Genomic DNA, 17,573 nt, shown 5'->3' with positions numbered 1-17,573 from the left:
TATTTAGTAACTTTAAAATAGTTAAGAAATATAATTTATATTTCTTAGCTATTTTTATTTTACAATAAAATACTTATATAAATTACTTATATATTTATAAGTATATTAAGATTTATAATTTGACAACGAAAATATTATACATAGGTAAAGAAGTAATTTAGAGATTATAAGTAAAATAATGGTTGAAATGTAGAGTAATTAATAAGTATGCATTTTAATTAAGTATTATAAGATTTTGATTATGTGTAATAAAGAGGGCATTAAAAACTCTTATTTTACTTGTAATCTCTTAAACACAGGAGGAAAATTATGAATTTAAAAAAAGTCAAATTATCTAACAAACTTATATTAGGATTTGGAGTAGTTATAATTTTAATGGCTCTAATATCTAGTACCGTTATCTTAAAACTAAAAGGTGTAGATAAATCATTACATCTTATAGTAGATGTAAATAGTAAAAAACAAAATATTGCTACAGACATGAGAGGGGATATAAATAATATTGGATTAGCTATAAGAAATTTATGTGTTAGTAAAAATATGGATTACATGAATGAACAAAAGAAAAACATCGATGAGAATATAAGTAAGTATATAGAATCAGAAAATGAACTTATAAGTATCATGGAGACTGAAAAAGGAAAAACTATTATGGAAGAAGTTAAAAAAGATGGAGAAACAGCCATAATAGCAATAAATAAAGCAGTTGAAGAAGGAATGAGAACAAATGTAAGTTCAGCTGAATTAGAAAAAATTATAATTTCACTAGAGGAACCAAGTAATAAGTGGAAGGAAGATGTAGGAAAAGCTATTACTTCAATAGAGGATATGAGTAAGATAGCAGCAACAGAAGCTAATGCTAGTATGAAAAAACTTAGAAACTTAACTATGAGTTTATCTGCATTAGGAGTAATTTTAGGAGTTATATTTACATACTTGATTTTAAAAAGTATTAAAGATCAAATGAAAGAAGTGGTAAAGGCTACAGAAAAATTAGCAGAAGGTGATTTAAGCATAAAAATTAAGTCCTACTCAGATGATGAAATAGGACAAACTATAAATGCTATTAATAATGCAGTTAATAAATTGAAAAATTCTATGATATCTGTTCGTAGTGAAAGTGAAAGTATAGAAGAAAATGTTAGAATTACTGGTGATATGTTTAGTGATGTTTATGCTCAGGTACAACAGGTATCAGCGGCTACTGAAGAAATATCTGCAGGAATGGAACAATCATCAGCGGCAGTACAAGAAGTAACAGCTATGGCAAGTACTGTTAAATCAAATTCAGATGATTCTACTAGTAAAGCGAAGGAAGGATTAAGTATAGTTGCAAATATACAAAAAAAAGCAGAGAGTATAAATAAAAATTCTTCTAAATCAAAAGAAAATGCAGAAAAAATATACAAGTTATCAAAAGAAAAGCTTGGAGAAGCTATAGAAAATTCCAAGGTAGTTCAAAACATTTTAGATATGTCAAATACTATTTTGAGTATATCTGAACAAACAAACCTTTTAGCATTAAATGCAGCTATAGAGGCTGCTCGTGCAGGAGAACATGGAAAAGGATTTGCTGTTGTTGCAGAAGAAGTTCGTAAATTAGCAGAAGAATCATCTCATGCTGTTGCTGAAATACAAGAAAATGTTAGTAAAGTATTAGTTGCAGTAGAAGATCTTTCAACATCTTCTACAGATGTTTTAACATTTATAGAAAAACAGGTGTTAAAAGATTATACTGAACTAATAAATACTAGTGTTGAGTATACAAAAGATGGGGATACTATAAGAGAGTTGGTGGAAGTTTTTGTTAAATCATCAGAAGAAGTTTCATATTCTGTGGAAGAAATAGCTAGAAGTATGGAAGAAGTGTCAACGTCAGTAGCACAAGTTTCAGCTTCTTCCACTGAAATAGCTGAAAGTATTTCAATGGTAAATAACCAAAATGATAGAATATCTGTTGAAACTAATAAAAATTCAGAAGTAGCATTAAAGTTAATAAAGGTAGTAGAACAATTTAAGTTAGATTAGCAAAATATAATAAATCATAAATAAAATTTGTATGAGGGATAAACGATATAAAAATAGCTAGAGAAAATATATTTTTCTAGCTATTTTTTATACTGTTTAGAATATGATTAAGATATTAAGTAAAATGTAAAAAATAAAATAATTTTATATAAAGAATAATAAAAGTTGCAATAGAGAGTACAAATTTCTACAAAAAAAGTGGATAAATATGTGTATAATAATGTAAAATAAATAAAAATATGGAGGATTATGAAATGAACTTTCCAACACATATTGTTGCTGTTGCTGGACTAATAACTAATGATGATGAAAAAATACTTTTAGTAAAAAATCCAAGGGGGGGATGGGAATTTCCAGGTGGACAAGTTGAAAATGGCGAGGATTTGATAGAGGCTCTAAAAAGAGAAATAGAAGAAGAGTCAGGTGCTATTACAAATATTGAAAGTTTAGTTGGTGTATATTCAAATGTTCAAAGTTATATGGGGTGGGATGGTGTAAGTTACACTCCTACAAAGGTTATATTAGATTTTATTGGTAGGTATGTAGGAGGAGATTTACATACAAGTGATGAAAGCATAGAGGTAGGTTGGTTTGAAAAAGAAAATGTTTTACAAATCATAGAAAATGAAAATTTAAAAGATAGAGCAAGAGATATGCTAGAGTTTGATGGCAAAGTTATATATAGGGCATATGAAACTAAACCAGTTTATAGTGTTAAAGGTGAAAGGTATATTTAAAAGTAAATAAAAAATAATAATTATTACAACTCAGAATAAATTACTATTAAATTTCACCTAAAATAAGTTGTCAATTGTTAATATAATGTTAATCTTGAAATTGTCTTAAAAACCTATAGTTTAATAGTATAAAGTGTGTACTTTTTAATAGAATTTATTGTTTTCAAAAAGTTAATTTATTGAATATATGAATAATATATACAAAACATTTATAAAAGAATATTATTAATATAGAGAAGCAAATTAAAATTTAATTTTATTTAATAACTTTAAAATACTTTTATACAAAATAAATTGCTATTTAAAAATATACTTTATAAATAAAAAATTAAATCTTGTTGAAAGGACGTGATGTTTATGATGAAAAGAATGAACAACTTAAATTTAAAAGTTTTAATTAAAGGGGAGGATATGTCTGATTAATAAGATTATACCTCCTAAATTATGGAGGATAAAAAATGAATATTGTAAGTTTAAAAGATATAGAATTAAATGAAAAATATATAAGTGAAGCTAAAACATATGATAAAAATTTATATATTGGAAGAATTTCTGTTCAGCATAAGAATGTATATAAAGTTATTACTGAAGAAGGTGAAATTAAGGCGAAAGTTTCTGGAAAATTTTCCTATTCATCCTTTGACAATGCTGATTATCCAGTAGTAGGAGATTGGGTTCTAGTAGATAGGAAAAATGATAGCTGTGGAAATGGAATAATACATCATGTATTAAAAAGGAAAAGTTATTTTGAAAGAAAAATAGCTGGAACATCATACGATGCACAAATAGTAGCGGCCAACATAGATAAAATATTTATTTGTATGGCATTAAACAATGATTTTAACCTTAGAAAATTAGAAAGATATGTAGTTACTGCATGGAATAGTGGTGCAGAGCCTGTTATTGTATTAACTAAGTCTGATTTGTGTGATGACTTGGAAAATAAAATTATGCAAATTAAATCAGTAGTTGATAAATGCGATATATTAGTTACAAATAGCATTAATGAAGATGGGTATAAAACTATAAAATCTTATATTGAAAATGGTAAAACAATAGCTTTTATAGGTTCATCAGGGGTAGGTAAATCCACACTTATAAATAAAATTATAGGAATTGATGAATTAAAAACTAATGAAGTTGATGAAAATGATAGAGGAAAACACACTACAACATATAGACAAATGCTAATAATACCAAATGGGGGAATAATAATAGATACTCCTGGGATGAGAGAACTTGGAGTAGTGTCAGCAGATTTAAATAGATCTTTTAGCGACATAGAAGGATTAATTGCAATGTGCAAATTTTCAAATTGTACTCATAAGAATGAACCTAAATGTGCAATTAGAGAGGCTATAGAAAATGGAACTTTAGATGAAAGTAGATTTGAAAGTTATAAAAAGCTTCAAAAAGAATTAGAATATAACAATACAAAAGGAAAAGAACTGAAAAAACGAAAAAATAATTTAATATTTAAAAGTAAATCTGAATTAAAAAATAATAAAAAAAATAAATTAAGAAATACAAGATAAGATTATATAGTTTAAAAAGGAGCTAGTGCAAAACTAATTGAAGAAAGTTAGTTTTGCATTAGCTTTTTTATGTATAAGTAGTGTGCGGTCTATCGTAAATATAAATAATTGTGATTTGATTTTATGTTAAAATTAAATCACAATTATTACTTTAATGGGAGGTTATTATGGAAAAAACAATAAACTTGAACTTTGAAAAGATAGAAGAACTTACGAAACTAGATAAGAAAACTTTAGTAGAAAGAGCACTTAAACTTTCAGAAGAAGTTGGAGAGGTGTCAGAGGCAATTTTAAGCTATTGTAATGCTTGTGGATGTGGATATAAGAAAAAAGGTAGAGAAGATGTTATTGAAGAATGTTTAGATGTTATTATAGTGGCTAGTTCTTTGATAAGTCATGTAAGTGATGGAAATTTAGATAATAATTTTGTAAGAAATTTATACTTAAAAAAAATAAATAAGTGGGAGGAAAAATCTAAAAAATAACTTAAATCAATATGTGAAAAGTGAGTCTTTGTCAAAAAAATCACTTTAATTTATATGTATAGAGAAACAAGTTCAAATTTATTTAATAACCTTGAAATATTTTTACGCAAGATACAGTGTTGGGTTCTAAGTGATTTAAGGAATGTCTCACTATTTTGGTTATTAAAGTTTTGAGATGGAAAAAAATCAACTTGGAACCTATATTTTAAATACATTTATTGTAATAAAATCATAAATAAGTTAAATGCAAAAGTTTATTATAAATCTAAAACCTTTAGGAATAGATAAGATACCTGAGGGTTTTTTTGTCAATTAAAATAGAAAAATAAACTATATTGTATATAAAACTATATAAAAAAGAAAATTGATTAAATATTTTGAATTTTAATTGACAAAATATTCGGAAATGATTAAAATTAAATTAAGTTAATTCAGTATACTAATTAAACTTAATTTTTAATTTTGAGGGAACATATAGTGAAACAAATTTAAATCTAGTTTTCTAGGTTTATGCTATATAAACTTTAAGCTATATAGCATGATAAAGTTTCAAGACTATAGGAAGAGGTGATGAAAGTGACAAAAAAACAATATGATGTGATGGTTATTGGATCAGGAGTAGTTGGTAGTGCAATTGCAAGAGAACTTTCAAGGTATGAATTAAAGGTAGGAGTATTAGAAAAAGAGTTAGATGTGGTATGTGAAACAAGTGGTAGAAACAGTGGAGTGCTTCATGCTGGTTTTAATAATAGACCGGGATCACTTATGGCAAAATTTTGTGTAGAAGGTAATTTAGGATTTGATAAAGTAGCAAAGGAACTTAACATACCTTTTAAAAGAACTGGTAAATTAGTAACTGGTTTTACAGACGAAGATATAGAGGTATTAAAAGAATTAAAAGAAAAAGGAGACAAAAATGGTGTGCCAGGATTAGAGATTGTCTCTGAAAAAAGAATTAAAGAATTAGCACCAAATGTAGAGGGGAAAGCAGCGTTATATTCTCCAATGACAGGAATCTTAGATCCATTTATATATACTATTGCATTAGCGGAAAATGCATGTGAAAATGGTGTGGATTTTTATCTAGGAAGAGAAGTAACTAATATAGAAAGAAAAGAAGAATGTTATGAAATTACAACAAGTAAAGAAACATACTATAGTAAATGGGTAATTAATAGTGCTGGATTAAATTCAGATAAAGTAGCTAGAATGGTTGGTGTTACAGATTATACAATATATCCATGTAGAGGAGAATACTTTATTTTAGATCAAAAAGCTGGAAAATATTTAGAAATACCAGCATATCCAGTTCCAAATAAGAAGGAAGGTGGACTTGGAATACATCTTACTCCTTCAATTCATGGTAATGTATTTATTGGACCAAGTGCTCAGTACATTGATGAAAACGATAACTATTCGGCAACTGAAGAAGTTATGGACATGCTTGTAAGAGAAGGGAAAAAGATATTACCACAAATAAAAAGAGAACATTTCATTAGAAATTTCTCAGGTATTAGACCAAAATTAGTTAGTAAAGAAAAAGGTGGATATGCAGATTTTGTAATTGAAGAGAGAGAAGAAATACCAAATGTAATTAATTTAGTAGGAATTGAATCTCCAGGATTAACTTCTGCTGTACCTATTGCAAGATGTGTAGTTGAAAAAATAAAAAATAAAGAGGCTTTAAAGGAAAATAAAGATTTCAATCCTATAAGAAAAGGAATAGTAAGATTTTCAGAGCAATGTGAAGAAAAACAAGCTGAGCTTATAAAGGAAAATCCAGATTATGGTGAAATTATTTGTAGATGTGAAACAGTTACTAAAGCAGAAATAATGCAAGCTGTTAAAAATCCACTAGGAGTAGAGACAGTAACTGGAATTAAATATAGAACAAGAGCTATGATGGGAAGATGCCAAGGCGGTTATTGTCAAACTAGAATTGCAGAAATTATTATGAGAGAAAAAAACAAAAACGTAGATGAAGTAACTTATTCAAGAGATAATGGACAAATGTTTTTAAGGAAGGTGAGATAATGGAAGCAATATTAAAAGATGCAATTATCATTGGAGCAGGACCAGCGGGACTTGCAGCAGCTTTAAAACTAAAAGAAAAAGGGGTAGAAGATATCTTAATATTAGAAAGGGAAAAAAAACCTGGTGGAATATTAAGACAATGTATTCATGATGGTTTTGGTCTTGTAAGGTTTAATGAAGCACTTAGTGGACCAGAATATGCAAATAGATTTGTAGAATTAGTAGAAAAAGCAAATATAGAAATAGAAACAGAAGCTACTGTAATAAACCTTACTAATAATAAGGAAGTTGTAGCGGCGACAAGAAATGGTTTGAAAAAATATAAAGCTAAAGTAGTTATTCTATCAATGGGTTGCAGAGAAAGAACAAGAGGGGCAATCAGTATACCAGGAACAAGACCAGCAGGTGTATTTACAGCAGGAGTAGCACAAAGTTACATGAATTTAAAAAATATTATGGTAGGAAAGAAAGTAGTAATATTAGGTTCTGGAGATATAGGACTTATAATGGCAAGAAGACTTACGTTGGAAGGTGCAAATGTACTTGCAGTAATAGAAAAATTACCATATCCAAGTGGACTTCCAAGAAATATACAACAATGCTTAAATGATTATGACATTCCATTATATTTAAGTCATACAGTAACGAATATAAAAGGAAAAGAAAGATTAAAATCAGTAACTGTAAGCAAAGTAGATGAAAAAGGACAAATTATAAAGGGTTCAGAAAAGGTATATGAATGTGATACATTAATATTATCAGTTGGTCTTATTCCGGAAAATGAGTTATCTCTTAAAGCTGGAGTAGAACTTGATGAAAGAACAAAAGGACCAGTTGTAGATGAAAATTTACAAACTAATGTTGAAGGAATTTATGCTGCTGGTAATGTACTTCATGTACACGACCTAGTTGACTTTGTATCTAACGAAGGGGAAAAATTAGCAGAATCAGCATCAAAATATATAAGAGATGAAAAAGAAAAAGAAAGTAAGATTTCAATAAAAGGCGATATAACTATTAATAACGTAGTTCCTCAAAAAATAAGTGGTGAGAAGGATGTAGAAATTTCTCTAAGAGTAAGCAGACCTTCAAGAGATGGAGCAATAGAAATTAAACAAGGTGAAAACGTTATTAAAGTTAAAAAACTTAAAAAATTAAATCCAGCTGAGATGATACACATAACACTAAAAAAAGAAGAAATTATTGGTAAAGAAGATATTAAGGTGGTGGCAGTATAATGAAAAAAGAAATGACCTGCATAATTTGCCCTAATGGATGTGAATTATGTGTAGATTTAGAAGGAAAAGATATAAAAAATGTAAGTGGAGCTTTATGTAAAAGAGGAGAGGCTTATGTTGCACAAGAAATAAAAGACCCAAAAAGAACAATTGCATCATTAATTAAAGTAAATAATGGTGATGTACCGCTTGTTAGTGTAAGAACAACAAAAGCAATTCCAAAAGATAAGATATTTGATGTTATGACAGAAATTAAAAATAAAGAAGTTGAGGCACCTGTGAAAATTAATCAGGTACTTATTAAAAATATATTGGGTCTTGACTCAGATATTATTGCTACAAAAATTGTAGACGGGAAATAATTAATTATGACTAAATTAGGTGATTCTTATGTCTAAATTAAACCGGTAATAAAAGTAAAAATATAACTTGAAATTATATTATTTAGACATAAGAAGCACTTATATAAGGAAGCCGTATTATAGAAATATTTTTAATTGTTAGGGACATAAGTAATAAAAATTGTATTTTATAATTTGAAAAAATAAAATTTCAATTGCGGCATAATTCCAAGTAAGTTACTAAGGGGGATTGTTATGGAACTTTTAACTGCTTTTGGCAGTATATTTAGCATTATTATAATGATAGCTATCGGATATATTTTGACAAAAAAAGAGTGGATAGATAAAGCAGGGGCAAAATTATTTTCAAAAGTTGTTATAAATGTATCGTTACCAGCTTTGATGATTAATAATCTTATGTCGGACTTTGATAGAGCGAAGCTTTTAAGTTTAGGAAAAGGTTTAATAGTACCATTTCTTTCTATAGCTCTTACTTATCTGATAGGTAAGATATTTATAAAAGTATTTAATATTACGCCTAAAAGAAGAGGAACATTTTTATCTATGTTCTTTGTATCAAATACTATATTTATAGGATTGCCAGTTAATTTAGCTTTATTTGGCTCAGAAAGTGTCCCTTATGTTTTATTATATTATATAGCTAATACAACTTTCTTTTGGACTATAGGGGTTTTTGAAATAAGTAAAGATGGTGGTGGAGATGCACAAGGATTTTTATCAATGAATACTCTAAAAAGAATATTTTCACCACCTTTAATGGGATTTATAGTGGCTATAATATTAATTATGTTAGCAGTTCCTGTGCCTAAATTTGTAATGGATACTTGTAAGTATCTAGGTAATTTAACTACACCTTTATCAATGTTATTTATAGGTAACACAATGTTTTATATAAATTTAAAAGGAATACATTTTGATAAAGATGTATGGGGAGTTTTATTAGGAAGATTTATAATTTCACCTTTATTAGTAGTAGGTTTGTGTAAATTTTTCCCTTTACAAAGTCTTATGGCAAAAGTATTTATTATACAAGCAGCAATGCCAGTAATGACTAATACGGCAATAGTATCAAAATCATATGATGCAGATTATCAATATGCTGCAATTATGATTACTATATCTACTGTATTGAGTTTATTTATAATTCCTATATATAAAATACTTCTTCAATAAATATAAATAAAAAAATATTTTCAAGCATGAATTCCATTCTATAGGTATCTAAATATTAAAATACATAAATTAATATGGTATTTTGGGAGCCTATAAAAAACTTTAATTATTAAATATAATATAGGGAAATAAAGTGAAGTAGAGATACTTCACTTTATTTCCCTTATTAAAAAGGCTCTATAAGGTTATTACTAAATTTATTTAAGTATTAATTTCCTAAAAGGGTAGTATGAAAAACACTTGGAAGCTCTTTAGTTACACCATATGCATGATTAAGATGATCACGCATAGCTTTTCTAGCTAAATCCTCATCTCTAATTATAAGAGCTTCATATATAGCACGATGCTTTTCTATAGTATTATTTCTATCATTATTAGTTAAAGCCATATGTATTTGTTCTAATTGCTCATATATAAGTGTATTAAGTGTATTCATTAGTTTAGAACATAGTTCATTTTTAGCACAGTTTAAAATTGTTATATGAAATAGTTGGTCTAGTCTAGTAAAGTTTTTTATATCTCCTCTATCAAGATTAATTAAATCATCAGAAATTTTTTTAAGTTTAGTAAAATCTTCTTCTGTGGCCCTTTGACTAGCTAGTCCAACCATTTCTAATTCAATAGCCATTCTAAGTTCAAATAAATCTGTATTACTTGTTTTTTCAAAAGCTAAAATATATGTTAATGGTAAGTAATAATTATTATTTTTAGGATCACTAATTGCAATTCCTTTTCTAGGAGATACAACTACAATTCCTAAGAATTCCATGACTCTTAATGCTTCACGTAAAGTTGGACGACTTACATTTAAAATTTCCATTAGTTCCGATTCATTATATAATCTTTCTCCATATTCAAGTTGGTTACTAATTATTAAATTAATAAATGTTTCAATTATTTGAAAATATGCTTTTTTATTTTTTACTGGCTTTATATTTATTTTATTCATAATTCACCTCAACATAATATATTTTATAGACTTGATTTTGTCCATATATTTATTTTAAATGTTATAGGTAGAACTGTCTACATTATTAAAGTAAGAAATTGCAAAAAAAGATTCAATTTTTAAAATAATAAGAAAATAAAGAATATTATAAAAATAATTAGAGTTAAATTAAAATTTTTATTATATATGATATGTATTTAAATATGGATTAATAGTAATAATATAAAATACAGTGTTAAGTATATAGTGAATAAATATAAAAAATTTAAAAAGGGGTATTTTTATGAGTAAAGAAAATATAGTTTGTTTGTGTAATCACATAACAGAAGAAGATATTATAGAAGCTGTTAAAAATGGAGCTTCAAATTTAGAAGATGTTAAAACTAGAACTGGAGCAAGAAGTGGAATATGTAAAGGGGGGAGATGTTCTTATAGAATAAAACATATAATAGAAGATTATAGATAAATATAATATTGTTAGTAAAAACTATAATTATAAACTTATATTATTATTGAATTTTGAAATAAACAAAGAACTACAAAATTAAATTTTACATTTAATTTTGTAGTTCTTTGTTTATTAGTATAAATTATTTAAAAATATAAGAGAAAACTATAAATATTTTTATGAAATATTTATTGCAATAATAGGATAGCGATGATATAATTTAATAAATAATAATTATTAAATAATATCAAATATTATTTAATAATTAAAGGTCAACAAACGAAAAGAGGTAGCTATCATGAATAAACAATGGGAAAATTTTAATAATGGACAATGGACGAAAAAGATAGATGTAAGAAACTTTATTCAAACAAACTATACTCCCTATGAAGGGGATAGCAGTTTCTTAAAAGGAGCCACTGAAAATACTAAAAAATTATGGGATGAAGTAAGTGAATTATTAAAAAAAGAAACAGATAATGGTGGAGTTTTAGATGTAGATACAAAAACAATATCAGATATAAATGCATACAATCCAGGATATATAGACAAAGCAATTGAGAAAATAGTGGGAGTTCAAACAGATGAGCCACTAAAAAGAGCAGTTATGCCATATGGTGGAATAAGAATGGCGGAGACTTCTTGTAAATCATATGGTTATAAAGTAGATTCAAATATATCGGAAATATTTACTAAATATAGAAAAACTCATAATCAAGGAGTTTTTGATGCGTATACTAAAGACATGAGAATAGCGAGAAAAAATGGTATAATTACAGGACTTCCAGATGCTTATGGAAGAGGTAGAATTATAGGGGATTATAGAAGAGTTGCACTATATGGAATTGATAGATTGATTGAGGACAAAATCGAGCAGAAAAATAGCTTAGAGGTAAGTTGTATAGATGAAGAAATTATAAGACTAAGAGAGGAGATATCCGATCAAATTAAAGCATTAAATGAGCTTAAAGCTATGGCTCTATCATATGGTTTTGATATATCACAGCCAGCATCAGATGCAAAAGAAGCTATTCAATGGCTATATTTTGGATACTTAGGTTCAATAAAACAACAAAATGGTGCAGCAATGTCAATTGGTAGAACATCTACTTTTTTAGATATATATATGGAAAGAGATTTAAAGTTAGGGGTAATAACAGAAGAAGAGGCACAAGAATTAGTAGATCACTTTGTAATGAAATTAAGACTTGTAAAATTTTTAAGAACACCGGAATATAATGACTTGTTTTCAGGAGATCCAACTTGGGTAACTGAATCTATAGGTGGTATAGGTATAGATGGTAGAGCATTAGTTACTAAAAACTCATTTAGAATATTAAATACGTTATATACTTTAGGGCCTTCACCAGAGCCAAATTTAACAGTTTTATGGTCAACCAATCTTCCAGTAGGATTTAAAGACTTTTGTTCAAAGGTTTCAATAGATACAAGCTCTGTTCAATATGAAAATGATGATTTAATGAGACCTTATTGGGGTGATGATTATGCTATAGCTTGCTGTGTATCTGCAATGAGAGTTGGAAAGCAAATGCAGTTCTTTGGTGCTAGAGTTAATTTAGCTAAAACTTTACTTTATGCAATAAATGGCGGAATAGATGAAAAAAGTGGAGTACAAGTTGCACCTAAAATAGAGCCAATTACAAGTGAATATTTAGATTATGATGAAGTTATGGAAAAATTTAATGTTATGACAGATTGGTTAGCAAATCTTTATGTTAATACATTAAATGTAATACATTATATGCATGATAAATATTCATATGAATCATTACAAATGGCATTACATGATAGAGATGTATTTAGAACAATGGCTTGTGGTATAGCAGGATTATCTGTATGTGCAGATTCATTATCGGCTATTAAGTATAGTAAAGTTAAAGCAATAAGAAATGAAGCTGGAATAGCTATAGATTTTGAAATTGATGGAGACTATCCTAAATATGGAAATGATGATGATAGAGTTGATGATATTGCAGTATTTTTAGTTGAAAATATGATGAATAAAATTAGAAAAAATAAGACTTATAGAAATGCATATCACACTCAATCAATATTAACTATTACATCCAATGTTGTTTATGGAAAGAAAACAGGAAGTACACCTGATGGTAGAAAGGCTGGGGAACCTTTTGCACCAGGAGCTAATCCAATGCATGGAAGAGATAATAGTGGCTCATTAGCTTCATTAAATTCAGTTGCTAAATTACCATATGATGATTCTCAAGATGGTATATCTAATACATTTTCTATAATTCCAGATGCACTTGGTAAATCAGAAAGTGAAAGAATAACTACTTTAAGTGCTATGATGGACGGATACTTCTCTCAAAATGCACATCATTTAAATGTGAATGTATTTAATAGGGAAACATTATTAGATGCTATGGATCATCCAGAATTGTATCCTCAATTAACAATAAGGGTATCTGGCTATGCTGTAAACTTTATAAAATTAACTAGGGAACAGCAATTAGATGTTATAAATAGGACTTTTCATAAAAAAATGTAAATATATAAAAGTTATTAAAGATTTAATATAATTAAAATTATTTATAAAAAATAGACTACTTATATAGTAATAGGTAGTCTATTTTGAATTTTTTTTAATAAATTTGCTTGTTTTTATTGACATATTATTAACCAAATGTAATTATAATGTATATAGGTTATTAAATTACAATTAGAATTGAGGGGGAAAACCATGGAAAATAATAATGTAAATGATATGAAACTTGGGGCAGGTATAATAACAATGTCTGTTCTTACATTAATAGGAAGTGCACTTGCTGTTTTAGTATGTGTATTTCAAATTTTATTTAAAGACAAAATACAACAATTTTCAACAGGTATTGAAGGAGCAGTATTAGATCCTGTGACGATAGCAATATCTTTAGCAATGTCCGTAATAGTCGTAGTATCAATTATTTTAATTCTAAGGAAAAAGTCATTAGGAGTATATATGTATGGAACAATGGAGATTATTTCAACAATTTATAGTTTGATAATGAATCCTGAAAATATTATATGGACGTTAGTAGGATTAATATTTCCACTTTTAATGGGATTTTTCATATATAAGAAAAGAGCTATTTTTGGATTCAAAAATAAAAATAGCAATATAGAAGCATAATAAAGAAAGCTATAAGTTTTAAAAACTTATAGCTTTTTTGTTATTTATAAATTGCTTTAATAGGATCTAATTTTGAAGCATTATATGCTGGTATTATACCAAAAATTATACCTACAAGAACAGAAGTAATTGTAGAACCTATAAAGCTTTTTAATGTTAATACTGGTGGGAATGGTAGAAATGCTCCTACAATTTTTGAAAATAAAAATCCAAAGAAAATACCAAGTAAACCACCAGTACATGTAACTAAGATTGATTCAAAAAGAAATTGAAGTAGTATAGACTTTGGCTTTGCACCAATAGCTCTTCTTATTCCAATCTCTCGTTTCCTTTCAGATACAGAAACATACATTATATTCATAACTCCTATACCACCAACAAATAAAGATATACCAGAGACTAAAGCTACAAATGTTGTTAATCCGCCAATGATTTCTTCAAAGGTTTTAGTTATAGCTTCTGGGTCTTCCATTTTGTATTCTCCATCTAGTGTAGCATGGCTTTGAGCTAAATTGCTTTGTACTTCTGAGAAAACTTCTGTTTTATCATAGTTAGGTTTAATATAAACATCAAGAGTATTTATATTTTCACTGGTATTAACACTATCTTTAAAATTTTTGGATATATAACTTATACCGTTAGTAAAAGAAAAACTACCTGCAGGTTTTAAAACACCTATAATTTCATAGGTTAGATCATTAATAGTTAATCCTTTACCAATTGAATCCTTAGGGTCTTTAAATAGTTCCTTAGCAATGTCACTATCAAGAACTATTTGTCTTTTATTATCCTCTCCAGGATTGAATTTGCGGCCGTATTCAATATCTAAAGTTTTATCTTGATAACTATCTAGAAAAATCATTACATTTTTATCAAAATACTTTGCTTGAGAAGCTGTAAAATCAAATCCAACGGCAATGCCTTTACTTACTTCAACTTTTTGAACACCTTCAATTTTTTGAAGAGAAGTTATATCAGAACCAGTAAAAGGTTCAATTAAGTTTATATCTACATCAGTGTTATTAGAGTGAAAATATACATTTATTTTATTAGCATTACTACTTTCTACTGATTTATTAACATGGGCTTTTAATCCATCACCAATAGATAAAATAGTTACTACTGAACTTATACCAATAATTATGCCAATCATTGTTAGGAATACTCTTAATTTATGAGATTTTAAACTGTAAATAGAAGTTTTTATTAAGTTAATTATAGACATATCTATTCCACCTTTTCGATTACTCCATCTTTTATATGAATTACTTTATTGGCATATTTTTTTAGGTCTTCATCATGAGTAACCATAATTATTGTTTTATTTTCCTTGTTAAGGGCTGTTAAAAGTTCCATAATGTCTGTCCCTGTAGAACTATCTAATGCACCAGTTGGTTCATCGGCAAAAATTACATAAGGATTATTAATTAAAGCTCTAGCAATAGCAATACGTTGTTGCTGTCCACCAGATAATTCTGATGGTTTTCTATTTTTCTTATCTAATAATCCAACTAAATTTAAGTATTTATCAACTAATAAGTTTCTCTCTTTAGCAGGAACATCTCCTTTGTAAAGTAATGGTAATTCAACATTTTGTCCAATAGTCAATGAATCTATAAGATGAAATTGTTGAAATATGAAACCAATATATTCATTTCTTAACTCAGATTTTTCATTTTCATTTAAACCTGTAACATCTTTTCCATTAAAAATATATTTTCCATTATCAAAACTGTCTAAAAAACCTAAAATATTCATAAGGGTAGTTTTACCGCTACCAGATTTACCCATTATCATTAAAAAATCTCCTTGCTTAATACCAATATTTATAGATTTTAGAGCATGAAGATTTAAAGTTTTCATTTTGTAGTATTTATTAATATTTTTTAACTCAATAATATTATTCAACTACAATACCCTCTTTCATCTCTGGAGATGGTTTCTTTATAATAACATCATTTTCCTTAAGACCTTCAGTTACTATAACATTTCCTTCACTTTCTTTAGAATATTTTATTTTTTGTTTAACAGTTTTATTATTTACAGATTTAAATACATAATAATTATCTTTTTGTCCTAAAACAGCAGTTTTAGGTATTTTTATAGTAGGATCAGTCAAGTTAATAGTAGCTTGAACGTGAAATCCATTAGTTAATCCAGTCTGAGAATCTAGTGAAATATTTACTCCATAATGAGAAATATCTGAAGAACCGCCAGCTGCACCTGCTCCATTTAATGAAACTGCTTGGGATGAAATTGGTCTATTTCCAACAGAAGATACCTTTCCTTTTAAATTTTGGTTTGTTGGAAGAACTAATATATTAGCAGTTTGTTTTTCTTTTAATTTAGGTAGTTCTTTCTCACTTATATTACCTTTTACATAAAGATCAGTAGTTTCTATAGTCATATACGGTGAAGTTGCTTCTTTTGAATCATGTAATATTACATTTCCATCAATAGGAGAATTTACATTAGTATATTCTTTATTCTTTAAATGACTAACTTGATCTTGTAGAGAAGATAGTTGAGCCTTTAATGGTTCAAGTTGAGAAGTAACTCCATCTAATGGAGCTGCTCCACCTAGTTGTGTCTTCAAATTACTTTTTTCTTTTTCTAATTGTTCAATTTGTTTTTTTGTAGATGATATTTGACTATTTAATTCATAAATCTGATCTGATACAGCATCATTTTTATAAGTGAATAGAAGTTCATCTTTTGTTACTGCTTGATTATTTTCTACTGCTACTTCATTTACAGTGCCTTTAGTAGGATCTAAAAATATATCTTCGCTTTCACTAGGAGTTATGACACCATTAACATACACTTTTTCTGATGCGGGTATTGTATATAACTCTATTTTTTTATCATTACCCTTTGAAGTCATATTCTTCTTTAATAAATAAAAGCCAACAGTACTTGCTGATATTATAAGAAGAATAAGTAAAATTATTAAAAATTTTTTTTCATAAGAATTTCCCTCCAAATAAATATATTAAAAAAGTAAAAGTAAGAATTTATAAGCTTGTCTTAATTGTTGAGCATATAGTCACTCTTGTGTATGTTTAAAACTTATGCCTTACATATTTATAAGTTTTAAATATATTATCGCAACTTTATAGTGAAAATGCTTTTATAAAAATAAATTTATATTTAACCTAAAAACACTACTTTAGGTTTAAATTACAAAAATGATAAATTAAATTTCTATTTTATCTCATATATTAAATATATTTTTACAAAATATATGGGAAAAACTTACTTTTCTTTTTCTATTGATATTTACAAACAATAAAATACTTTTTATTCTATTATAAGTAAAATATATAAAAAAAACTAGGATATTGTAAAAAATAATATATTTATTAGTAAATAAATATAAAAAAATGGACTTTTTATATAAAAAGTCCATTTAAAGTTATAAAATAGGTGAAAT

At 27.1% G+C, this 17,573-nt stretch carries 15 protein-coding genes; 11 read left to right on the top strand and 4 right to left on the bottom strand.

The window, feature by feature from the left end; translation table 11 throughout:
* The first annotated feature begins 309 nt into the window (after positions 1-309).
* The 8 genes from CSGHG_RS18025 to CSGHG_RS17990 all read left to right on the top strand — a co-directional run bounded on the left by CSGHG_RS18025 (position 310) and on the right by CSGHG_RS17990 (position 9,592).
* Entirely contained in the window at positions 310-2,028 is a 1,719-nt protein-coding gene (locus CSGHG_RS18025; RefSeq protein WP_010299246.1) for a methyl-accepting chemotaxis protein, read from the top strand.
* Between the two features lie 254 nt (positions 2,029-2,282).
* Positions 2,283-2,765: an NUDIX hydrolase gene (locus CSGHG_RS18020; RefSeq protein WP_010299245.1), complete on the top strand. Its 483-nt coding sequence runs from the start codon at positions 2,283-2,285 to the stop codon at positions 2,763-2,765.
* A gap of 458 nt (positions 2,766-3,223) precedes the next feature.
* Positions 3,224-4,300 (top strand): ribosome small subunit-dependent GTPase A, encoded by a 1,077-nt coding sequence (rsgA, locus tag CSGHG_RS18015; RefSeq protein WP_010299243.1) that lies wholly within the window; start codon positions 3,224-3,226, stop codon positions 4,298-4,300.
* Between the two features lie 167 nt (positions 4,301-4,467).
* Positions 4,468-4,785, top strand: coding sequence for a MazG-like family protein (locus tag CSGHG_RS18010; protein WP_010299240.1), 318 nt, complete (start codon positions 4,468-4,470; stop codon positions 4,783-4,785).
* A 570-nt stretch (positions 4,786-5,355) separates the two neighbouring features.
* Positions 5,356-6,819, top strand: coding sequence for an NAD(P)/FAD-dependent oxidoreductase (locus tag CSGHG_RS18005; RefSeq protein WP_010299238.1), 1,464 nt, complete (start codon positions 5,356-5,358; stop codon positions 6,817-6,819).
* The gene (locus CSGHG_RS18000; protein WP_010299236.1) at positions 6,819-8,057 is read left to right on the top strand and encodes an NAD(P)/FAD-dependent oxidoreductase; all 1,239 of its coding nucleotides are present in this window, start codon (positions 6,819-6,821) and stop codon (positions 8,055-8,057) included. Before CSGHG_RS18005 ends, CSGHG_RS18000 begins: the two co-directional genes overlap by 1 nt.
* Positions 8,057-8,419 carry a DUF1667 domain-containing protein gene (locus tag CSGHG_RS17995; protein WP_010299233.1) on the top strand — a complete coding sequence of 121 codons (363 nt, stop codon included), beginning with the start codon at positions 8,057-8,059 and terminating at the stop codon, positions 8,417-8,419. The genes CSGHG_RS18000 and CSGHG_RS17995 overlap by 1 nt, the downstream gene beginning before the upstream one ends.
* Positions 8,420-8,653: 234 nt before the next feature.
* On the top strand, positions 8,654-9,592 hold the full coding sequence (locus CSGHG_RS17990) for an AEC family transporter (RefSeq protein ID WP_010299231.1): 939 nt from the start codon (positions 8,654-8,656) through the stop codon (positions 9,590-9,592).
* Positions 9,593-9,800: 208 nt separating this feature from the next.
* On the opposite strand, the gene CSGHG_RS17985 is transcribed toward CSGHG_RS17990, so the two are convergent.
* Positions 9,801-10,541: a FadR/GntR family transcriptional regulator gene (locus tag CSGHG_RS17985; RefSeq protein ID WP_010299228.1), complete on the bottom strand. Its 741-nt coding sequence runs from the start codon at positions 10,539-10,541 to the stop codon at positions 9,801-9,803.
* Between the two features lie 283 nt (positions 10,542-10,824).
* On the opposite strand from CSGHG_RS17985, the gene CSGHG_RS17980 reads away from it, so the two are divergent.
* From CSGHG_RS17980 to CSGHG_RS17970, 3 genes are all read left to right on the top strand, one after another.
* On the top strand, positions 10,825-11,007 hold the full coding sequence (locus CSGHG_RS17980) for a (2Fe-2S)-binding protein (protein ID WP_010299225.1): 183 nt from the start codon (positions 10,825-10,827) through the stop codon (positions 11,005-11,007).
* 280 nt (positions 11,008-11,287) lie between these two features.
* Positions 11,288-13,519, top strand: a complete 2,232-nt coding sequence (pflB, locus tag CSGHG_RS17975; protein ID WP_010299222.1) for a formate C-acetyltransferase — start codon at positions 11,288-11,290, stop codon at positions 13,517-13,519.
* 192 nt (positions 13,520-13,711) lie between these two features.
* The gene (locus tag CSGHG_RS17970) at positions 13,712-14,140 is read left to right on the top strand and encodes a hypothetical protein (RefSeq protein ID WP_010299219.1); all 429 of its coding nucleotides are present in this window, start codon (positions 13,712-13,714) and stop codon (positions 14,138-14,140) included.
* 40 nt (positions 14,141-14,180) lie between these two features.
* Here the strand turns inward: CSGHG_RS17970 and CSGHG_RS17965 are convergent, their stop codons facing one another.
* From CSGHG_RS17965 to CSGHG_RS17955, 3 genes are read right to left on the bottom strand one after another with little or no spacing between them, the layout of a single operon-like run.
* A complete protein-coding gene (locus CSGHG_RS17965; protein ID WP_010299216.1) occupies positions 14,181-15,365 on the bottom strand; it encodes an ABC transporter permease in 1,185 nt (394 codons plus the stop codon).
* Positions 15,366-15,367: 2 nt separating this feature from the next.
* Positions 15,368-16,048, bottom strand: a complete 681-nt coding sequence (locus CSGHG_RS17960; protein ID WP_010299213.1) for an ATP-binding cassette domain-containing protein — start codon at positions 16,046-16,048, stop codon at positions 15,368-15,370.
* Complete coding sequence (locus CSGHG_RS17955; RefSeq protein WP_010299210.1) at positions 16,041-17,024, bottom strand: efflux RND transporter periplasmic adaptor subunit; 984 nt, start codon at positions 17,022-17,024, stop codon at positions 16,041-16,043. Before CSGHG_RS17955 ends, CSGHG_RS17960 begins: the two co-directional genes overlap by 8 nt.
* Positions 17,025-17,573: the final 549 nt, after the last annotated feature.

It is taken from the genome of Clostridium senegalense JC122 (assembly GCF_000285575.1).
GTDB lineage: Bacteria > Bacillota > Clostridia > Clostridiales > Clostridiaceae > Clostridium_J > Clostridium_J senegalense.
The sequence above is the reverse complement of the archived record's forward strand: the minus strand, read 5'-3'. Positions and strand labels throughout refer to the sequence as shown.

What these genes read in the sequence shown, in the direction of transcription:
- CSGHG_RS17955 (WP_010299210.1), bottom strand. Translation starts at nt 17,024, where the DNA reads ATGACTTCAAAGGGTAATGATAAAAAAATAGAGTTATATACAATACCC.
- CSGHG_RS17970 (WP_010299219.1), top strand. Translation starts at nt 13,712, where the DNA reads ATGGAAAATAATAATGTAAATGATATGAAACTTGGGGCAGGTATAATA.
- CSGHG_RS18020 (WP_010299245.1), top strand. Translation starts at nt 2,283, where the DNA reads ATGAACTTTCCAACACATATTGTTGCTGTTGCTGGACTAATAACTAAT.
- CSGHG_RS17990 (WP_010299231.1), top strand. Translation starts at nt 8,654, where the DNA reads ATGGAACTTTTAACTGCTTTTGGCAGTATATTTAGCATTATTATAATG.
- rsgA (WP_010299243.1), top strand. Translation starts at nt 3,224, where the DNA reads ATGAATATTGTAAGTTTAAAAGATATAGAATTAAATGAAAAATATATA.
- CSGHG_RS17980 (WP_010299225.1), top strand. Translation starts at nt 10,825, where the DNA reads ATGAGTAAAGAAAATATAGTTTGTTTGTGTAATCACATAACAGAAGAA.
- CSGHG_RS18025 (WP_010299246.1), top strand. Translation starts at nt 310, where the DNA reads ATGAATTTAAAAAAAGTCAAATTATCTAACAAACTTATATTAGGATTT.
- CSGHG_RS17995 (WP_010299233.1), top strand. Translation starts at nt 8,057, where the DNA reads ATGAAAAAAGAAATGACCTGCATAATTTGCCCTAATGGATGTGAATTA.
- CSGHG_RS17965 (WP_010299216.1), bottom strand. Translation starts at nt 15,365, where the DNA reads ATGTCTATAATTAACTTAATAAAAACTTCTATTTACAGTTTAAAATCT.
- pflB (WP_010299222.1), top strand. Translation starts at nt 11,288, where the DNA reads ATGAATAAACAATGGGAAAATTTTAATAATGGACAATGGACGAAAAAG.
- CSGHG_RS18000 (WP_010299236.1), top strand. Translation starts at nt 6,819, where the DNA reads ATGGAAGCAATATTAAAAGATGCAATTATCATTGGAGCAGGACCAGCG.
- CSGHG_RS18005 (WP_010299238.1), top strand. Translation starts at nt 5,356, where the DNA reads ATGAAAGTGACAAAAAAACAATATGATGTGATGGTTATTGGATCAGGA.
- CSGHG_RS17985 (WP_010299228.1), bottom strand. Translation starts at nt 10,541, where the DNA reads ATGAATAAAATAAATATAAAGCCAGTAAAAAATAAAAAAGCATATTTT.
- CSGHG_RS18010 (WP_010299240.1), top strand. Translation starts at nt 4,468, where the DNA reads ATGGAAAAAACAATAAACTTGAACTTTGAAAAGATAGAAGAACTTACG.